Below are 14,921 nucleotides of genomic sequence, written 5' to 3'. Positions count from 1 at the left end.
CCACACTCCCCTTTTGCTCCCCTTTTTCCCCCGCCGTCTTTGTCTCCCGATGGGGCGCGCGGCCCGGTAGCGTTCAGGGGGTGACCCAGATCGCAGAACTGACCGATGTCGCCGTCGTCTCCCAGCGGCTGCGGGAGAACATCAGCCGGGTGATCGAGGGCAAGCCCGATGTCGTCGAGGTGGCGCTGATCGTGCTGCTGGCCGAGGGCCACCTGCTGATCGAGGACGTGCCGGGCGTCGGCAAGACCCAGCTGGCCAAGGCACTGGCGCGCTCGATCGACGGCACGGTGCGGCGCATCCAGTTCACCCCGGACCTGCTCCCCTCCGACGTCACCGGGGTCTCGGTCTTCAACCAGGAGACCCGTGAGTTCGAGTTCCGCCCCGGCGGCGTCTTCGCCAACGTGGTGATCGGCGACGAGATCAACCGCGCCTCCCCCAAGACCCAGTCGGCCCTGCTGGAGTGCCTGGAGGAGCGTCAGGTCACCGTCGACGCGTCGACGTACCACCTGGACTCGCCGTTCCTGGTGATCGCGACCCAGAACCCGGTCGAGATGGAGGGCACCTACCCGCTGCCCGAGGCACAGCGCGACCGCTTCATGGCGAAGGTCTCGATCGGCTACCCGACCGAGGCCGCCGAGCTGGCGATGCTGACCCGGCACGCGGCCAGCAACCCGCTGGACTCGCTCAGCCCCGTGACCGACGTCGAGGAGGTACGCCGACTGGTGAGCGCCGTCGCCGACGTGCACGCCTCGGAGGCGGTGCAGCGGTACGTCGTCACGCTCGTGTCGGCGACCCGCTCGCACCCCGACCTCACCCTGGGCGCCTCACCGCGCGCCACCCTCCACCTGCTCCGTGCCGCCAAGGCAGCCGCCGCCCTGGCCGGACGCGACTACGTGCTGCCCGACGACGTCACCGCACTGGCACCCACCGTGCTCACCCACCGCCTGATCTCCACCGCCCAGGCCGCGATGGCCGGACGCACCACCGAGCAGGCCCTGGCCCGGATCCTCGAGCACACCCCCGTCCCGCAGGCCTGACCATGCGACGGCTCCGCGACGCGCTCACCCTGCTCACCCTCCGCGGCTGCGCACTCCTGGCCGCCGGGATCGTGCTGGTGATCGCGGCGATGCTGATCGACCAGCCGCTGCTGCTCAGCGCCGGGGTGCTCGCGGTCGTACTGGTCGTTGTCGCCGCGTCCTCCGCGCGCGTCGCCCCCGGTCAGGTCCGCGTCACCCGACTGGTCCCCTCCCCCGTCGTACCGCTGGGAGCCTCGCTGGCCGTCACCGTCCACCTCCAGGTGGAGGCCAAGGCCGACCTGCGCTGGACCGAGACCCTCAGCCCGTCCCTCGGACCGGCTCCCGAGCTGCTCACCGCCGTGGACGGCTACCACCGGCTCGACTACACCGTCGAGCCGGTGCGCCGGGGACGGATCGACCTCGGCCCGATGGAGGTCCGCCGCAGCGACCCGTTCGGTCTGGCCGAGAAGCACTGGGTGGTCAGCGGCGCAACGCCCGTGATCGTCACCCCCGCCACCGTCCCGCTGGCCACGATCGGGTGGGGCGGATCGAGCTCCACCTCCGGTGACCAGCAGAGCCGGCTCTTCGCCACCGGCAGCGCCGAGGACACCACCGTGCGCGAGTACCGCCGCGGCGACGACCTGCGCCGGGTGCACTGGCGCAGCACCGCGCGCGCCGGAGAGCTGATGGTGCGCGGCGAGGAGCAGCCCTGGCAGGCCCAGGCCACCGTGATGATCGACCACCGCGCCACCGCCCACCGCGGCGAGGGTGCGGGCTCGTCGTTCGAGACCGCCGTCAGTGCTGCCGCCTCGGTCTGCGTGCACCTGCTGGCGCGCGGCTTCAGCGTCAGACTGGTGACGGCCACACTCGCCCTGACCCCGCCACTCACCGTGCCCGGGCCCCTGCTGGAGGCGCTGGCCGACATCGAGCCGACCGACACCGCCGTGGCCGACCCGCACGTGCTGGCCGACACCAGCGCGCTCACCATCGTCGTGCTCGGCGGGGCGGCGCCGCTGCCGACCGAGGCGCTGCGGCGGGCCCGGGTCGGCTCGGGCAGCACCCTCGCACTCGTGGTGGACTCCGAGCGCTGGACCGGCGCCGAGCCGCCGAGCGCCCACCATCACCCCAGTGCCGGCACCGCCGAGGCGGTGCACCGGCTCCGTGACGCGGGCTGGCGGGCCAGCTCGGTGCTGCGCCAGGAGCACGCCGTCTCCCGGGCCTGGATGGGTCTGAGGAGTGCTCGTGGCTAGGCGGACCGCGCTCGCGCTGATGGTCGCGGCCACCCTGCTGGCCGCTCTGACCTCGTGGACCGCCACCGTGTCGTGGCGGGTGCTCACCCTCGACCCGGGCACCTGGCTCGGGCCGTCGGTGGTGCTGGCCGCCGTCGTGGTGGGGATCGGCCTCGTGGGTCGCGCCGTCCGCCTTCCGGTGGCTGTGGTCGCCCTGGGCCAGGCCGTGATCGGGAGCGCCGTCGTCTCCTGGCAGCTGGTCGGCTCACCGGTCCCGGTGGGGACGCGGTGGACGGACCTGAGTGACCAGGTCGTCCACGCCGTACGGCTCTCGAGCCATGTCCGTCCCCCGGCTCCGGTCGAGGGCGGGGTGCTGCCGCTGCTGCTGCTCGGCACCGTGCTCTCGGTGCTCGCCGTCGACCTCGTCGCCGTCGGCCTGCGCCGCGCGATCCTGGTCGGGCCGCTGCTGGTGGCGATCTGGTCGGTGACGTTCTGGAACGGCCCGGTGCGGCTGCCGTGGTGGAGCATCGCCGCACCGTCGGCGGGCTTCTGCGCCCTGCTCCTCCTCGCCCAGGTGCTCGCCCGCTGGGAGGCCACCACCGCGCCCGGCTCGACGGTGCGCGCCGACGCCCGGGCCAGCGTCGCCGTCCTCACCCGAGCCACCGGGATCGCCGCGACCGCGATCGCCGCCGCGATCGTGATCCCGCACGTGGTGTCCACGTCGCGCTTCGACCTGATGCCCAGCGGCGGCAACGGCAGCGACCACGAGCAGCTCCAGGTGACCAACCCGATGGTCTCGCTGCACCACGACCTCGTGCAGGGGCCCGACTACGACCTGCTCACCGTCGTCACCGACGACCCGTCGCCGTCGTACATGCGGATGTCGGTGCTGACCACGTTCCGCGGCAACCAGTGGAGCGCCGGCGAACGGTACGTCCCCTCGGCCAACCGGGTCGGTGGCGACCTGCCGCTGCCGACCGGCATGGACGCCTCGATGGAGGGGGCGAAGCACCACTACGCGGTGACCGCCTCGGACCGGTTCGCCTCGAAGTGGCTGCCCACCCAGGCGCCGCTGACCTCGCTCTTCGTCCGCGGCGACTGGCGCTACGACTCCGGCACCCTCGACGTGATGGCCGCCGACAAGGACCTGACCACCGCCGGGGCGCGCTGGACGATGAACGGGTTCACCCCGAGCTACGACGCCTCCTACCTGCTCGGGCTGAGCTCGACCTCACTGTCGGGTCAGCTCTACACCGATCTGCCCCGCGACTTCCCCGACAGCGTCAGGGCGCTGGCCCGGGAGGTGACCTCGCACGTCACCTCGCCGTTCGCGCAGGCGGTCGCGCTGCAGGACTGGTTCCGCACCGACGGCGGCTTCACCTACGACACCTCCACCGACCTGGGCGACGGCACCGACGACCTGGTCACCTTCCTCGGCACCGGCCCCGACAGCCGGCGCGGCTACTGCCAGCAGTTCGCTGCCGCGATGGCGGTGATGGCCCGCGCCCTGCACATCCCGGCCCGGGTCGCGGTCGGCTTCCTCCAGCCGACCGAGACCGCACCGAACACCTGGGTCTACTCAGCGCACGACCTGCACGCCTGGCCCGAGCTCTACTTCGCGGGCGCCGGCTGGGTGCGCTTCGAGCCGACCCCGTCGATCCGGGCGGCCACCACGCCGACGTACACCGACACCAGCGGCGTCACCGGGCCGACCCAGTCCCCGACCACGGTGCCGACCCGACGGCCCAGCAGCGCGCCGAGCGTCGCCCCGACCCGCAAGCCCTCCACCCAGGCACCCGACACCAGCGCGAGCACCTCCGGCTCGGGTCCCTCGCGCAGCACCGTCACCGCCCTGGTGGCCGGTGCGGCGTTGGTGGTGGTGCTGGTCGCCCTGGCCGCGCCGGCCCTGCTGCGCCGACGCCGCCGCTTGGCCCGGCTGCACCGTGCGACGCCGGAGGACCTGTGGGCCGAGCTGCGCGACACCGCCGTCGACCTCGGGGCCGTCTGGCCCGACCACGCCTCGGTCCGGCGTCAGGCAGCGACGCTGCGCGTCGACGGCGCCCCGGCCGATGCCCTGGCCCGGTTGCGCACCGGCGTCGAGGAGAGCCGGTACGCCGCGGCCGGCACCGCGACCGCCACCGCGCAGGCCCAGCGCGGTGACCTCCGGGAGGTCACCACGGCGCTGCGCGACGCGGCGGGGCCACGGGCGAAGCGACGGGCGCGGGTGCTGCCGGCCTCGCTCTTCCGCCGCAGGACGCCGTGACGTCGGTGCAGCGGGACGGGACGGGCCGCGTCAGAAGTCGCGGCGGCGCTTCTCCCAGCGCATCTCGACACGCTGCATGAACGTGCCGGACTTGCGCGGCTTCGAGCCACGCGTGCGGCCCGAGCGGGAGGAACGACCGCCGTCGAAGACGGTGAACCCGCTGGCGGGGTGGGCGGTCGGCTCGGCCAACGGCTGGCGCACACGCAGTGCCGCCACCCCGAAGGTGACAGCGCCGACCATGACGACGAAGCCGAGCACGCTGATCAGCGGCAGCTGCGTGATGACACCTGTCATCAGGAGCGCCAGTCCGACGACCAGCGCGACACCCGCGAGGATGGCGCGCCGTTGCGCCGCACGTCGGAGGTTCGTGCCACGAAGCGCCGAGGCGAACTTCGGGTCCTCCTCCACGAGGGCGCGCTCCATCTGCTCAAGCAGACGAAGCTCCTCTTCCGAGAGTGGCACCGTTTCCTCCCCACGGTCGCTGCGGATAACACCCCCAGTCTAGGCAGCCGCTCCGAAACCCGGTAGCCGCGGCGACAAATTCTTAGCCGAGCCGTGACCGTCCCCGGACCTCGGTCCCGGATGCGGACGCCGACGGGGGCGGTGTCAGGCCAGGTTCGGGCTGGGGTCGGGTCTCAGTCGCGGGTCGCGAGCACGTGCAGCTGGGCGGCCAGCGGCAGGAAGTCGGGACGGGCCGCGACGGCACGCTCCAGGTCGGCCAGGGCGGCACTCGACCCGGCGTCGGCGTCGAGGATCGAGCCGGGGATCAGGTCGGTGAAGACCCGGTTGCCGTGCACGCTGGCGACGGTGAAGCCGGCCTCGGCGGCCAGGTCGGAGACCTCGGCCACGGTGAAGCGACGACCGGTGCGGCCGGTGGTCTCGGTGGAGTCGAGCAGCGCCAGGGCGTCGGCGAAGTTGCCGGCCATCGCGCGGGCGACGACGGCGGCGTTGCGCTGGGCGACCACCAGGCTGAGGGTGCCGCCGGGGCGCAGCACCTCGTGCAGGGAGCGCAGGGCGGCGGCCGGGTCGGCCACCATCTCGAGCACGCCGTGGCACAGCACCAGGTCGACGCTGCCGGGCGCCACGTCGAGGGCGGTCAGGTCGCCCTGCTGTGAGGCCACCTCGACGCCCACCTCGCGGGCGCGACGGTCCAGGGCGGCCAGCGCATCGGGGCTCGGGTCGATCACGGTGACCCGGTGGCCCTGGGAGGCGACCCGGACGGCGAAGCCCCCGGTGCCACCGCCGATGTCGAGAACATCGAGCGGGTCCTGGCCCAGCAGAGGCTCCAGGGCCTCCCAGACAACGACGGAGCGGGCAGTGCCACGGCTGGCTGACATGTGCCTCAGCCTATCGGCGGCCTCAGCCGGCGTTGCGAATCCGGCCCGTCACCGGCGCGTGCGAGGTGACCCCGAGGGACTCCTCGACCACGCCCAGGAAGCGGTCGGCGGCCTCCAGCAGGGTGTCGGCCTCGGCCGCGGTGACCGCCGAGGCCGACCCGGCCTCGGCCGCCGCACGCTTGCCGGCACCGGCGGAGAAGTAGGTCGCCCAGTCGGCCATCTCGTCGGACGAGGCGGCCAGCAGCACCCAGGCGTTACGGCTGCGGCGCTTGCCCGCGGCGGGCTTGGTGCGCGCGGCCAGCCAGGCTGCAGCGGCCCGCAGCGCGGCGACGTGGGCGTTGGCGAAGCGGACGGCGGGGTCGCTCGAGGCGAGCGCCTCGTCGAGCGACTCGGCCGCACGCACCAGGTAGACGTGCGTCGTGGCCGGCAGGAAGGTCGGCCCGGCGCTGAACGAGGCGAGCTGTCGGTCGTCGGTGGTCATGTGGTGCAGTCAACCCGGCACCACCGACAAAACCGTGCGGCGGCGCTCAGGCCTGACGCTGGCCGGCGTACCGCGGATGCAGGTAGGCGGTCGTCGCGGGGTGCCACAGCGGCACCATCAGCGCCACGAAGAGGACCAGCAGGATCACCGAGAAGACCGAGAACAGGGTCGGCTGGCCCACCCGGAAGCCGGCGATCGCGGCCACCCCGGTGAAGAACAGCAGCACCGTGATCGAGATCCGCGCCCACTCGAAGCCGTTGCGCAGGAACGCCGCCAGGACACCGACCAGACCGGCCAGGACGATGTACTCGGTGATCGCGACCGGGATGAACCGCGGCGGCGTCACCGACCCCTCCTTGACCGCCTCGAGGCCGTGGCTGGCGAGCAGCTCCTTGGCGGCCGGGTTGCCCTTGGCCCAGACGGTGATCAGGTCGTCCTGACGCCAGATCACGAGCAGGACGGTGACCGCACCGACGACGATCATCGCGACGATCAGGCGCAGCGCGAGGGTCAGCGACCACGGTCGCGGGTCGAGGTCGTCGGCGGGGGCGGAGAGGTCGATCTGATTCAGCATGGCGAGAACAGCCTAGTCGGGACACAATCACGACATGCAGGCGCTCGCGCTGACCTTCTCCACCGGCTGGGCCAGTGGCATCAACGCCTACCTGGTCGTGCTGGTCCTCGGGCTCGCCGACCGGGTCGGCTCGTTCAGCCAGATCCCCGACGTGCTCGGCACCTGGCCGGTGCTCGCTGCGGCGGGCGCGTTCTACGCCCTGGAGTTCGTCACCGACAAGATCCCGTACGTCGACTCCACCTGGGACGCGATCTCGACCGTCATCCGACCCACGATCGGTGCCGTGATCGGCGTCCTGATCGCCGGGCAGGCCGACTCCCTCAGCGAGGCCGTCGGTGGCGTCACCGGCGGCACCACCGCCCTGCTGGCGCACCTGTCCAAGGCCAGCAGCCGGCTGGCGATCAACACCTCCCCCGAGCCACTGAGCAACATCACCGCCAGCCTGACCGAGGACGTCGCCGTGCTCGGCGTGGCGACGCTGGCGCTGCACCACCCCCGGATCGCCGCCTCGATCGCCGCGGTGCTGCTGATCGTCGGCCTGGTGGCGGCCTACCTGCTGGCCCGGGTGGTGCGTGCCGGGTGGCGACGGTGGAAGGCCAAGCCGGGTGCGCAGCCCCTCTTCGCCTGGCAGCGTCCGCCCTCCTCCCCGACCCCGTAGAGTCAGCGCCCGTGACACGGGTAGCAGTGGTCGGTGGCGGCTTCGCAGGACTCGCCTCAGCGCTCCGACTGGCCAAGCTCGGCCATCAGGTCACCCTCGTCTCCCCCGACCTGGGCGGTGCGCTGACGCCGTACGAGGCCGACGGCTTCTCCTGGGACCTCGCCTCCCACACCCTGCTCCCGGCCGTCACCCGCGACCTGTTCCGCAAGTCCGGGCGTCCGCTGGAGCGCGAGCTCGACCTCGAGCCGGTCGACGTGATCCGGGAGCACCGCTGGCGCGACGGCACCGTGCTCCGGCTCACCGGTGGATCGCGGGCCTCCCAGCTGGCTGAGCTCGGCCAGGCGTGGGTGGACCACGTGGCGCCGTACGGGGAGATCTGGGAGGCGACCCGCCAGCACCTGTTCGAGAACCGCTCCGCGATGCTCCCCCGCGACCTGGAGCGGACCCTGAACGCCCGCACGTCGCTGCACCGTCGGATCCGGCACGACCTGCGCGACAAGCACCTGCGCGAGGTGGCGCGCTACCCGTTCGAGCTGGCCGGGCACACCCTGCGCGACGTGCCAGCGTGGGCAGGGCTGAGCGCCTACCTGGAGCAGCGCTTCGGCGCCTGGCGACCGGTCGGCGGGATGGGCGCGCTGCGCGAGGCCCTGGTCGGCCGGCTGGCGACCCGGAAGGTCGAGGTGGTCGCCGGCTCGGTCGAGGACGTGGTGGTGCACGACGGGCGCGCCGTCGGCGTCACCGTGGGCGGCGAGAGGATCGAGGCCGACGCCGTCGTGGTCACGATCGACCCGCGCGCGCTGCCGACCCTGGCGCCCCTGGCCCGCGAGACGATGCCATCGATCCCGCCCACGGTGGTCTATCTCGGGCTGAGCGCCGACGTGCCCGAGCTGACCCACGACGTGGTGCTGCACGGCGATCCGCTGGTGACGGTGCGCCCCGGCGGCCGTGCACCCGACGGGGCGGTGGCCTGGACCCTGCTGGTGCGGGGCGCGATCGCCGAGGAGATCGACCTGGTGCTGTGGCGCCACGGGATCAAGATCAAGCCCGAGCAGATCCTCACCCAGCACACCGTCTCCCCGGCCGAGGTCGTCGCCCGGTTCCACGGCTCCCCGCTCGGGGTGACCTGGCGTGGTCGAGCGACGCTGGGCGACCGGGTCGGCCCGCTGACGCCGTACCAGGGTCTGTACGCCGCCGGCGCAGCGAGCATCTCCGGTGACGGGCTGCCCTTCGCCGGGATGTCGGCTGCGCTCGTGGCCGCAGCCATCGGTCAGCCCTGATCGACTTCCGGGTTCACCACCGCCGAGATCCGGGTTTCCCACCGTTGCTGGGGGCGAACCCGGATCTCGGTGTCAGACGGTCAGGTTCAGCTTCGCGAAGATCTCCAGCGTCGCCTTGGACCGGTTCAGCGTGTAGAAGTGCAGGCCCGGGGCGCCGCCCTCGAGGAGCTCCTCACACAGCTCCGCCGCGATCGCGATGCCCTCGGCACGGACCGCCTCGGCGTCGGGCAGCCGGGACTCGATCCGGGCGACGATCTCGGCCGGCACCGAGGTGCCGATCAGCTCGCCCTGACGACGGATCGCGTTCAGGTTCAGGATCGGCATGATGCCGGGCAGGATCGGGATGTCGACCCCGCGGGCGCGGACGCGCTCGACCAGACCGAAGTAGTCGGCGGCCCTGAAGAACATCTGGGTGACGGCGAAGGTCGCACCGGCACGAGCCTTGGCGACCAGCACGTCGGCGTCGGTGTCGAGCGAGGAGGCCGTCGGGTGACCCTCGGGGAAGGCCGCGATCCCGATGTCGAAGCCACCGTGCCCACGGACCAGTTCGACCAGCTCCGAGGCGTAGGTGAAGCCGCCCGGGGTGGTCGTCCACTCCGCTCGCGGCCCGTCGGTCGGGTCGCCACGCAGCGCCATGATGTTGGCGACCCCGGCGGCCTTGTACTCAGCCAGGATCGAGTCGATCTCGGCGGCGGTGTGCCCCACACAGGTCAGGTGCGCCATCGGCACCATCGAGGTCTCCCGGGCGATCCGCTCGGTCACCCTCACGGTCGTGCCGCGGGTCGTGCCGCCGGCGCCGTACGTCACCGACACGAACGAGGGGCGGTAGGGCTCCAGCGCCTCGATGGCCTCCCACAGCCGGGCTTCGCCGGCCTCGTCCTTCGGCGGGAAGAACTCGAACGAGAACGACCGACCGCCCTGACGGATCACTTCGCTGATGGGGGTCGTGCTCGTGCCTGGCATGGCCCCATCCTAGGGTGACCGGGTGACCCAGTGGGATGAGGCGACGTTCCGTGGACAGGTCCAGGACGAGCTGGACGGCTTCCTCGACCGACAGGCCGAGGTGCTGGCCCCGTTGGGCTCCGACGCTCAGCGTCTGCTCGCCCAGGCCCGGGCGAGCGTGGCCGGCGGCAAGCGCTTCCGGGCGGCGTTCTGCTACTGGGGCTACCGTGCCTTCGCCGAGCCCGGCGACGCTTGGACGGCGACCGCCCTGATCCGCGCCTGTGCCGCCCTGGAGCTGCTGCAGGCCTCGGCCCTGATCCACGACGACTACATGGACGGCTCCGACAGCCGCCGCGGACGCCCCGCCACCCACCGCCACTTCGAGGCCCAGCATGCCGAGTTCGGCTGGACCGGCCCGTCGACGACGTACGGCGCCGCCGGGGCGATCCTGCTGGGCGACCTGCTGCTGGCGTGGGCCGACGAGCTGCTGCGGCGTACGGGCTTCGGGTGGGACGTGCTGGGCCCCGCCCTGGAGATCTTCGACCTGTGCAAGACCGAGGTGATCGCGGGCCAGTTCCTCGACGTCTCGGTGCAGGCTCGCGCCGAGGCCGACGTCGCTACCGCGATGACGGTGCTGCGCTACAAGTCGGCGAAGTACTCGATCGAGCGACCGATCCACATCGGGGCGGCCCTGGCCGGGGCCACCCCCGACCAGATCGCCGCGCTCTCCGGCTTCGGCCTCCCGATCGGTGAGGCGTTCCAGCTGCGCGACGACATCCTCGGCGTCTTCGGCGATCCCGCAGCGACCGGAAAGCCCGCCGGCGACGACCTGGTCGAGGGCAAGCGCACCGTCCTGGTCGCCCACGCCCTGGCCGGTGCTCCCGACGCCGACGCCGCTCTGCTGGACCGGTCGCTGGCCACCGCGCTCAGCGACGCCGAGGTCGACCGGCTCCGCGCGATCATCACCGACTCCGGCGCGCTGGACGCGGTGGAGGAGACGATCACGGCCCTGACGGCCACGGCCGACGCAGCGTTGGCCGGGCTGGCGATCGCCGAGCCCGCCCGGGCGGCACTCGCGGCGCTGGGCGACGCCGCGACGCAGCGCAGCGTCTGAGCGACCCCGCCGACGGGGGAAACCCGGAAGTCGGCCGTGGTGAACCCGGAAGTCGACGGTGGTGAACCCGGAAGTCGACGGTGGCGAACCCGGAAGTCGGCGTCAGGGCAGCAGCGGCACGTCGACTGCGGGCCCCTGCCCCACCAGCACGACGCTCAGCGCCGCCTCCTCGGAGCGGTCGGCGAACAGGCCGACCAGGACGGTGAAGGCCCGCGGGTCGGCCAAGGCCAGGTCGGCCCAGCCGCTCCACACCAGCACCGCCGGGTCGTCGAGGTCGCGCAGCACGTCGTAGAGCGCATCGAGGTTGTGGCCGAACTCGTCGCCCGCCCCGAGCACCCGTCCGGCGGTGGTGAGGAAGGCCGACGTGGTGCGGTCCCCGGTCGAGTCGAGGATCAGGGCGGCGGCGCCCTCGGCCTCGGCGCGGGCCAGCACCTCGGCACCCGACACGTCGAGGGCTCGGCTCACCCCGGGCCTCATCGCTTGATCCTGGAGAAGTGGTCGTAGTGGTCCGCGGTCCAGTACAGCTCCCCCGCCGATCCGGCCACGATCCGGCGGGCGCCACGGTTCGAGGCGCCCGGGGTCGGCACGGTGTACTCGTGGTAGTAGCCACGCGACCTCGTCGGCAGCACGCCCTCGAAGTTCCCGAACGTCGACCCGTCCTTGCCCGGGTAGGCGAACGGTCCACCGGCGTCGATGGCACTGAGCACCTCGCGGGCCTGGGTCGGCAGCGAGGACGCCGCGATCCAGGGCAGGCCGCTGACCGGGTCGGTGCCCGACGCCTTCGACGAGCCTGAACCGGCCGACGAGCCTGAGCCGGCCGACGAGGACGAGCCCGTGTGCGTGGCTCCGCCCGTGGCCGACGTACTGGCGGAGGCTGAGGACCTGGCCGAGGTCGACGACCTCGCGGTGTCGCCCGAGGAGTCCGAGCCGTTCTGGGTGAGCAGCCACGCCACCCCGACCACGACGATCAGGGCGAGCGACCCGAGAGTGCGCCAGGTGGCGCGGGACAGCCCGAGCATCCGGGTCAGAAGGCCATCGCCTGGGCGCGACGCTTGGCCTCCGAGCCGCGGTTCTCGCGCAGGGCGTCGATCGGGCGGCCGGGCAGGTCGGCGTCGAGGAAGAGCCAGGCGATCGCCTCACGGTCGTCGTAGCCGCCGTCGTGCAGCACGGTCAGGATGCCGGGCAGGCCCTTGACGATCTCGTGGCCGTCGAGGAAGAGCGCCGGGATCTTCAGCCCCGAGCGCTTGCCGCCGAACTCGGGCACGGCGTGGGCAAGCTCGTGGTCACGCACCATCGTGCGGACCTTGCCCACCGAGACGCCGAGCAGCGCGGCGACCTCGCTCCAGTCCATCCACTCCTCCACGAGGGCGGCGAGATCCTGGTCGGCGAGCGGAAGGTCGTTACTCATGGGGTGAATCCTAGGCGTGCAAGCCTGGGCGCGTCGCACCCGCGACCCTGGGTGGGCTCCGTACGATGGAGCGGTTCCGGTCGACGGTTCTGCCGAGTCGTCCCCTCTTCCCCCCGGTCCACGCTGTTCAGGAGGTCCCCATGCGCGAGCGCCGTGCTGCCCGCGGTGGCGACGCTGCCAGCGACCCGCTGCTCGGCCGGATCCTCGACGGCCGCTATCTGCTGACCGCGCGGATCGCGCGCGGCGGGATGGCCACGGTGTACGAGGCCCATGACCGCCGCCTGGACCGGATCGTCGCGGTCAAGGTGATGCACGCCGGGATGGGCGACGACAAGGCGTACGCCGCCCGGTTCGTGCGCGAGGCCCGGGCCGCCGCACGCCTCGACCATCCCAACGTGGTGCAGGTCTTCGACCAGGGTGACGACGACGGCACCCTGTTCCTGGTGATGGAGCTGGTCCGCGGCACCACCCTGCGCGACCAGATGTCCCACGGCGCCCCGCTGTCCCCGACCCGCGCCCTGGCCCTGACGGTGCCGGTCCTGTCCGCGCTCGCCGCAGCCCACCGCGCCGGCCTGATCCACCGCGACATCAAGCCCGAGAACGTCCTGATCGCCGACGACGGCCGGATCAAGGTCGCCGACTTCGGCCTGGCCCGCGCGGTCACCGCCGAGACCCAGCACACCTCGACCGGGGTGCTGATCGGCACCGTGTCCTACATCGCACCCGAGATCGTCTCGAACGGTCGCGCCGACCAGCGCAGCGACGTCTACTCCGTCGGCGTGATGCTCTACGAGCTCCTCACCGGACGCAAGCCGCACGAGGGCGACTCCCCCATCCAGGTGGCCTACAAGCACGTCCACGAGGACGTGCCGGCCCCGTCCGCCCTGGTCCCCGACATCCCGCCGTACGTCGACGCGCTGGTCGCCCGGGCCACGGCCCGCGACCCCGACCTGCGGCCCGCTGACGCGGCGGTGATGCTGCGCCAGAGCCAGCGTGTCGCCCAGGCCCTGGCCAGCGGGGTGAGCGAGGACATCGAGCTCACCACCGACCTGGCCCTGCCGACCCGGCCCGCGGCCGAGCACACCATCGTCGAGCACCTCGGGGCCGTCGATGCCGAGAACACCGCCGTGCGGCGGCGTACGGCCGAGGTCTCACGACCTGTCCCCGTTCCCGCACCGGCGCCGGAGCCCGCCGCCCGGCGTCGCCGCCGTCGCGGACCCGTCACGGTGCTGCTGGCCGTGCTGCTGGTGGCGGCGGTCGGCGTGGGTGCCTGGTGGTTCGGCTTCGGCCGCTACACCACCGCACCGGGTGTCCTCGGCCTGTCCCAGGCGGCGGCGACCAGCAAGCTCCAGGCAGCCGGCCTCGACGTCACCGTGGGTGACCCCGACTGGTCCGACACCACCGACAAGGGCCTGGTGATGCGGGCCGACCCCGCTGGCGGCAACCGGGTGCTCAACGGCGGCACCGTGACCCTGACCCTGTCCAAGGGGCCGGAGGTCTACGCGCTGCCGAACCTGGTCGGCACCACCGTCGACGCCGCCACCTCCACCCTGGAGGGGATCAAGCTGACCGTCGGCCAGAACCAGCCGACCTGGTCCGAGACCGTGCCCACGGGCCAGATCATCCGTACCGACCCCGTCGCCGGCACCCAGCTGCGCCCCGGCGCCAGCGTCGACCTGTGGGTCTCCAAGGGCCGCCAGCCGATCAAGCTCACCAGCTGGGTCGGCAAGAAGGGCGACGCCGCCCAGAAGGCGCTGACCCAGGCGGGCCTCAAGGTCACCACCACCCAGTCCTTCAGCGACACCGTCGCCAAGGGCGTCGTGATCTCGCAGAACCCGACCAGCGGCACCAAGTACAAGGGCGATGGGGTCGCGCTGGAGGTCTCGAAGGGCCCCGAGCTGATCGCGGTGCCCGGTGGCCTCAAGGCCAGCGGCGTGGCCGCGGCGACCGCGAAGCTCGAGGCGCTCGGCTTCAAGGTCCGCACCGAGCACGCCTCGATCTATCTGGGGCTGGGCTACGTCTACTCCAGCAACCCCGGCAGTGGCACCAAGGTGCCGAAGGGCTCGACGATCACCCTGATCATCGTCTGAGGGCGATCGCGGGATCCCAGACCCACTGCCGGATCTCCTCGCCGTCCTGCAGATGGCTCAGGTTCTCGATGTCGACGAACCCACGACCGGCGAAGAGCCGCTCGGCACGCCGGTTGTCGGTGCGGATCCAGACCGAGAGCCGCGGCCAGCGCGACTGGACCTCCCGGAGCAGCCGGGCGCCCACCCCCGAGCCCCAGACCGCCGGGTCGACGGCGATCATCGAGACGTGCCCGGTGTCAGGGCGTACGTCGCCCACGGGCCCGTCGGCTCCGGCCTCGTTGAACACCTCGGCCAGCACCATCCCCGCGGGCCGCGCCCCGTAGTGCGCGAGCAGCACGACCTCGCCGTCCCCGACCCGCTCCCGGATCCGCTCCAGTCGCTCCGGGCCGGCCGGGCGGGGTCGGGTCCGGTTGGCGGCGGCCCAGATCAGCATCGCCAGATCGAGCTCGGCGGGCGAGCCGACCGAGGTGATCGTGATCCGGGGCATGGGCGTCACCTTAGCGGCGATCCACCGGTGCTCCGCGTCGCGAGC

Annotated in this window: 16 protein-coding genes; 7 read left to right on the top strand and 9 right to left on the bottom strand. The window is 72.7% G+C overall.

The features are described 5' to 3' along the window. The first annotated feature begins 89 nt into the window (after positions 1-89). The 3 genes from Q1V88_RS01120 to Q1V88_RS01110 are packed head-to-tail and all read left to right on the top strand — an operon-like array spanning position 90 to position 4,508. Positions 90-1,037 (top strand): MoxR family ATPase, encoded by a 948-nt coding sequence (locus Q1V88_RS01120; RefSeq protein ID WP_300676984.1) that lies wholly within the window; start codon positions 90-92, stop codon positions 1,035-1,037. 2 nt (positions 1,038-1,039) lie between these two features. Beyond that, positions 1,040-2,266, top strand: a complete 1,227-nt coding sequence (locus tag Q1V88_RS01115; RefSeq protein WP_300676702.1) for a DUF58 domain-containing protein — start codon at positions 1,040-1,042, stop codon at positions 2,264-2,266. Further along, a complete protein-coding gene (locus Q1V88_RS01110) occupies positions 2,259-4,508 on the top strand; it encodes a transglutaminaseTgpA domain-containing protein (RefSeq protein ID WP_300676689.1) in 2,250 nt (749 codons plus the stop codon). Before Q1V88_RS01115 ends, Q1V88_RS01110 begins: the two co-directional genes overlap by 8 nt. Before the next feature lie 30 nt (positions 4,509-4,538). Here the strand turns inward: Q1V88_RS01110 and Q1V88_RS01105 are convergent, their stop codons facing one another. The 4 genes from Q1V88_RS01105 to Q1V88_RS01090 form a co-directional block, all read right to left on the bottom strand. Next, on the bottom strand, positions 4,539-4,970 hold the full coding sequence (locus Q1V88_RS01105) for a DUF3040 domain-containing protein (RefSeq protein ID WP_300676660.1): 432 nt from the start codon (positions 4,968-4,970) through the stop codon (positions 4,539-4,541). Positions 4,971-5,143: 173 nt separating this feature from the next. Continuing rightward, positions 5,144-5,845 (bottom strand): methyltransferase domain-containing protein, encoded by a 702-nt coding sequence (locus Q1V88_RS01100; protein WP_300676653.1) that lies wholly within the window; start codon positions 5,843-5,845, stop codon positions 5,144-5,146. Positions 5,846-5,867: 22 nt separating this feature from the next. Beyond that, positions 5,868-6,326 (bottom strand): SAV_6107 family HEPN domain-containing protein, encoded by a 459-nt coding sequence (locus Q1V88_RS01095; RefSeq protein WP_300676641.1) that lies wholly within the window; start codon positions 6,324-6,326, stop codon positions 5,868-5,870. Between the two features lie 46 nt (positions 6,327-6,372). Further along, positions 6,373-6,900 (bottom strand): hypothetical protein, encoded by a 528-nt coding sequence (locus Q1V88_RS01090; RefSeq protein ID WP_300676629.1) that lies wholly within the window; start codon positions 6,898-6,900, stop codon positions 6,373-6,375. Between the two features lie 34 nt (positions 6,901-6,934). On the opposite strand from Q1V88_RS01090, the gene Q1V88_RS01085 reads away from it, so the two are divergent. Together Q1V88_RS01085 and Q1V88_RS01080 are read left to right on the top strand one after the other, a co-directional pair. Continuing rightward, the gene (locus tag Q1V88_RS01085; RefSeq protein ID WP_300676619.1) at positions 6,935-7,558 is read left to right on the top strand and encodes a DUF4126 domain-containing protein; all 624 of its coding nucleotides are present in this window, start codon (positions 6,935-6,937) and stop codon (positions 7,556-7,558) included. Between the two features lie 11 nt (positions 7,559-7,569). Further along, positions 7,570-8,835, top strand: coding sequence for an NAD(P)/FAD-dependent oxidoreductase (locus Q1V88_RS01080; RefSeq protein ID WP_300676606.1), 1,266 nt, complete (start codon positions 7,570-7,572; stop codon positions 8,833-8,835). A gap of 72 nt (positions 8,836-8,907) precedes the next feature. Here the strand turns inward: Q1V88_RS01080 and metF are convergent, their stop codons facing one another. Further along, positions 8,908-9,798: a methylenetetrahydrofolate reductase [NAD(P)H] gene (gene metF, locus Q1V88_RS01075; RefSeq protein ID WP_300676593.1), complete on the bottom strand. Its 891-nt coding sequence runs from the start codon at positions 9,796-9,798 to the stop codon at positions 8,908-8,910. Between the two features lie 22 nt (positions 9,799-9,820). Here metF and Q1V88_RS01070 point away from each other — a divergent pair, with 22 nt between their 5' ends. Further along, a complete protein-coding gene (locus Q1V88_RS01070) occupies positions 9,821-10,891 on the top strand; it encodes a polyprenyl synthetase family protein (RefSeq protein WP_300676581.1) in 1,071 nt (356 codons plus the stop codon). A 102-nt stretch (positions 10,892-10,993) separates the two neighbouring features. Here the strand turns inward: Q1V88_RS01070 and Q1V88_RS01065 are convergent, their stop codons facing one another. The 3 genes from Q1V88_RS01065 to Q1V88_RS01055 are packed head-to-tail and all read right to left on the bottom strand — an operon-like array spanning position 10,994 to position 12,299. Further along, the gene (locus Q1V88_RS01065) at positions 10,994-11,368 is read right to left on the bottom strand and encodes a barstar family protein (protein ID WP_300676572.1); all 375 of its coding nucleotides are present in this window, start codon (positions 11,366-11,368) and stop codon (positions 10,994-10,996) included. Further along, positions 11,365-11,910 carry a ribonuclease domain-containing protein gene (locus tag Q1V88_RS01060; RefSeq protein ID WP_300676570.1) on the bottom strand — a complete coding sequence of 182 codons (546 nt, stop codon included), beginning with the start codon at positions 11,908-11,910 and terminating at the stop codon, positions 11,365-11,367. Before Q1V88_RS01060 ends, Q1V88_RS01065 begins: the two co-directional genes overlap by 4 nt. Before the next feature lie 5 nt (positions 11,911-11,915). Beyond that, the gene (locus tag Q1V88_RS01055) at positions 11,916-12,299 is read right to left on the bottom strand and encodes an Rv2175c family DNA-binding protein (protein ID WP_300676567.1); all 384 of its coding nucleotides are present in this window, start codon (positions 12,297-12,299) and stop codon (positions 11,916-11,918) included. Between the two features lie 140 nt (positions 12,300-12,439). Between Q1V88_RS01055 and pknB the strand changes: the two genes are divergently transcribed. Then, positions 12,440-14,389, top strand: coding sequence for a Stk1 family PASTA domain-containing Ser/Thr kinase (gene pknB / locus Q1V88_RS01050; protein WP_300676556.1), 1,950 nt, complete (start codon positions 12,440-12,442; stop codon positions 14,387-14,389). Here pknB and Q1V88_RS01045 read toward each other — a convergent pair. After that, positions 14,379-14,876, bottom strand: coding sequence for a GNAT family N-acetyltransferase (locus tag Q1V88_RS01045; RefSeq protein ID WP_300676546.1), 498 nt, complete (start codon positions 14,874-14,876; stop codon positions 14,379-14,381). The two genes, pknB and Q1V88_RS01045, sit on opposite strands and share 11 nt — an antisense overlap. Between the last annotated feature and the right edge of the window lie 45 nt (positions 14,877-14,921).

Source organism: Nocardioides sp. (assembly GCF_030150155.1).
Classification (GTDB): domain Bacteria; phylum Actinomycetota; class Actinomycetes; order Propionibacteriales; family Nocardioidaceae; genus Nocardioides.
The sequence above is the reverse complement of the archived record's forward strand: the minus strand, read 5'-3'. Positions and strand labels throughout refer to the sequence as shown.

Coding starts and splice junctions, on each gene's coding strand:
- Q1V88_RS01095 (WP_300676641.1), bottom strand. CDS start 6,326: ATGACCACCGACGACCGACAGCTCGCCTCGTTCAGCGCCGGGCCGACC.
- Q1V88_RS01085 (WP_300676619.1), top strand. CDS start 6,935: ATGCAGGCGCTCGCGCTGACCTTCTCCACCGGCTGGGCCAGTGGCATC.
- pknB (WP_300676556.1), top strand. CDS start 12,440: ATGCGCGAGCGCCGTGCTGCCCGCGGTGGCGACGCTGCCAGCGACCCG.
- Q1V88_RS01060 (WP_300676570.1), bottom strand. CDS start 11,910: ATGCTCGGGCTGTCCCGCGCCACCTGGCGCACTCTCGGGTCGCTCGCC.
- Q1V88_RS01100 (WP_300676653.1), bottom strand. CDS start 5,845: ATGTCAGCCAGCCGTGGCACTGCCCGCTCCGTCGTTGTCTGGGAGGCC.
- Q1V88_RS01045 (WP_300676546.1), bottom strand. CDS start 14,876: ATGCCCCGGATCACGATCACCTCGGTCGGCTCGCCCGCCGAGCTCGAT.
- metF (WP_300676593.1), bottom strand. CDS start 9,798: ATGCCAGGCACGAGCACGACCCCCATCAGCGAAGTGATCCGTCAGGGC.
- Q1V88_RS01055 (WP_300676567.1), bottom strand. CDS start 12,299: ATGAGTAACGACCTTCCGCTCGCCGACCAGGATCTCGCCGCCCTCGTG.
- Q1V88_RS01065 (WP_300676572.1), bottom strand. CDS start 11,368: ATGAGGCCCGGGGTGAGCCGAGCCCTCGACGTGTCGGGTGCCGAGGTG.
- Q1V88_RS01115 (WP_300676702.1), top strand. CDS start 1,040: ATGCGACGGCTCCGCGACGCGCTCACCCTGCTCACCCTCCGCGGCTGC.
- Q1V88_RS01090 (WP_300676629.1), bottom strand. CDS start 6,900: ATGCTGAATCAGATCGACCTCTCCGCCCCCGCCGACGACCTCGACCCG.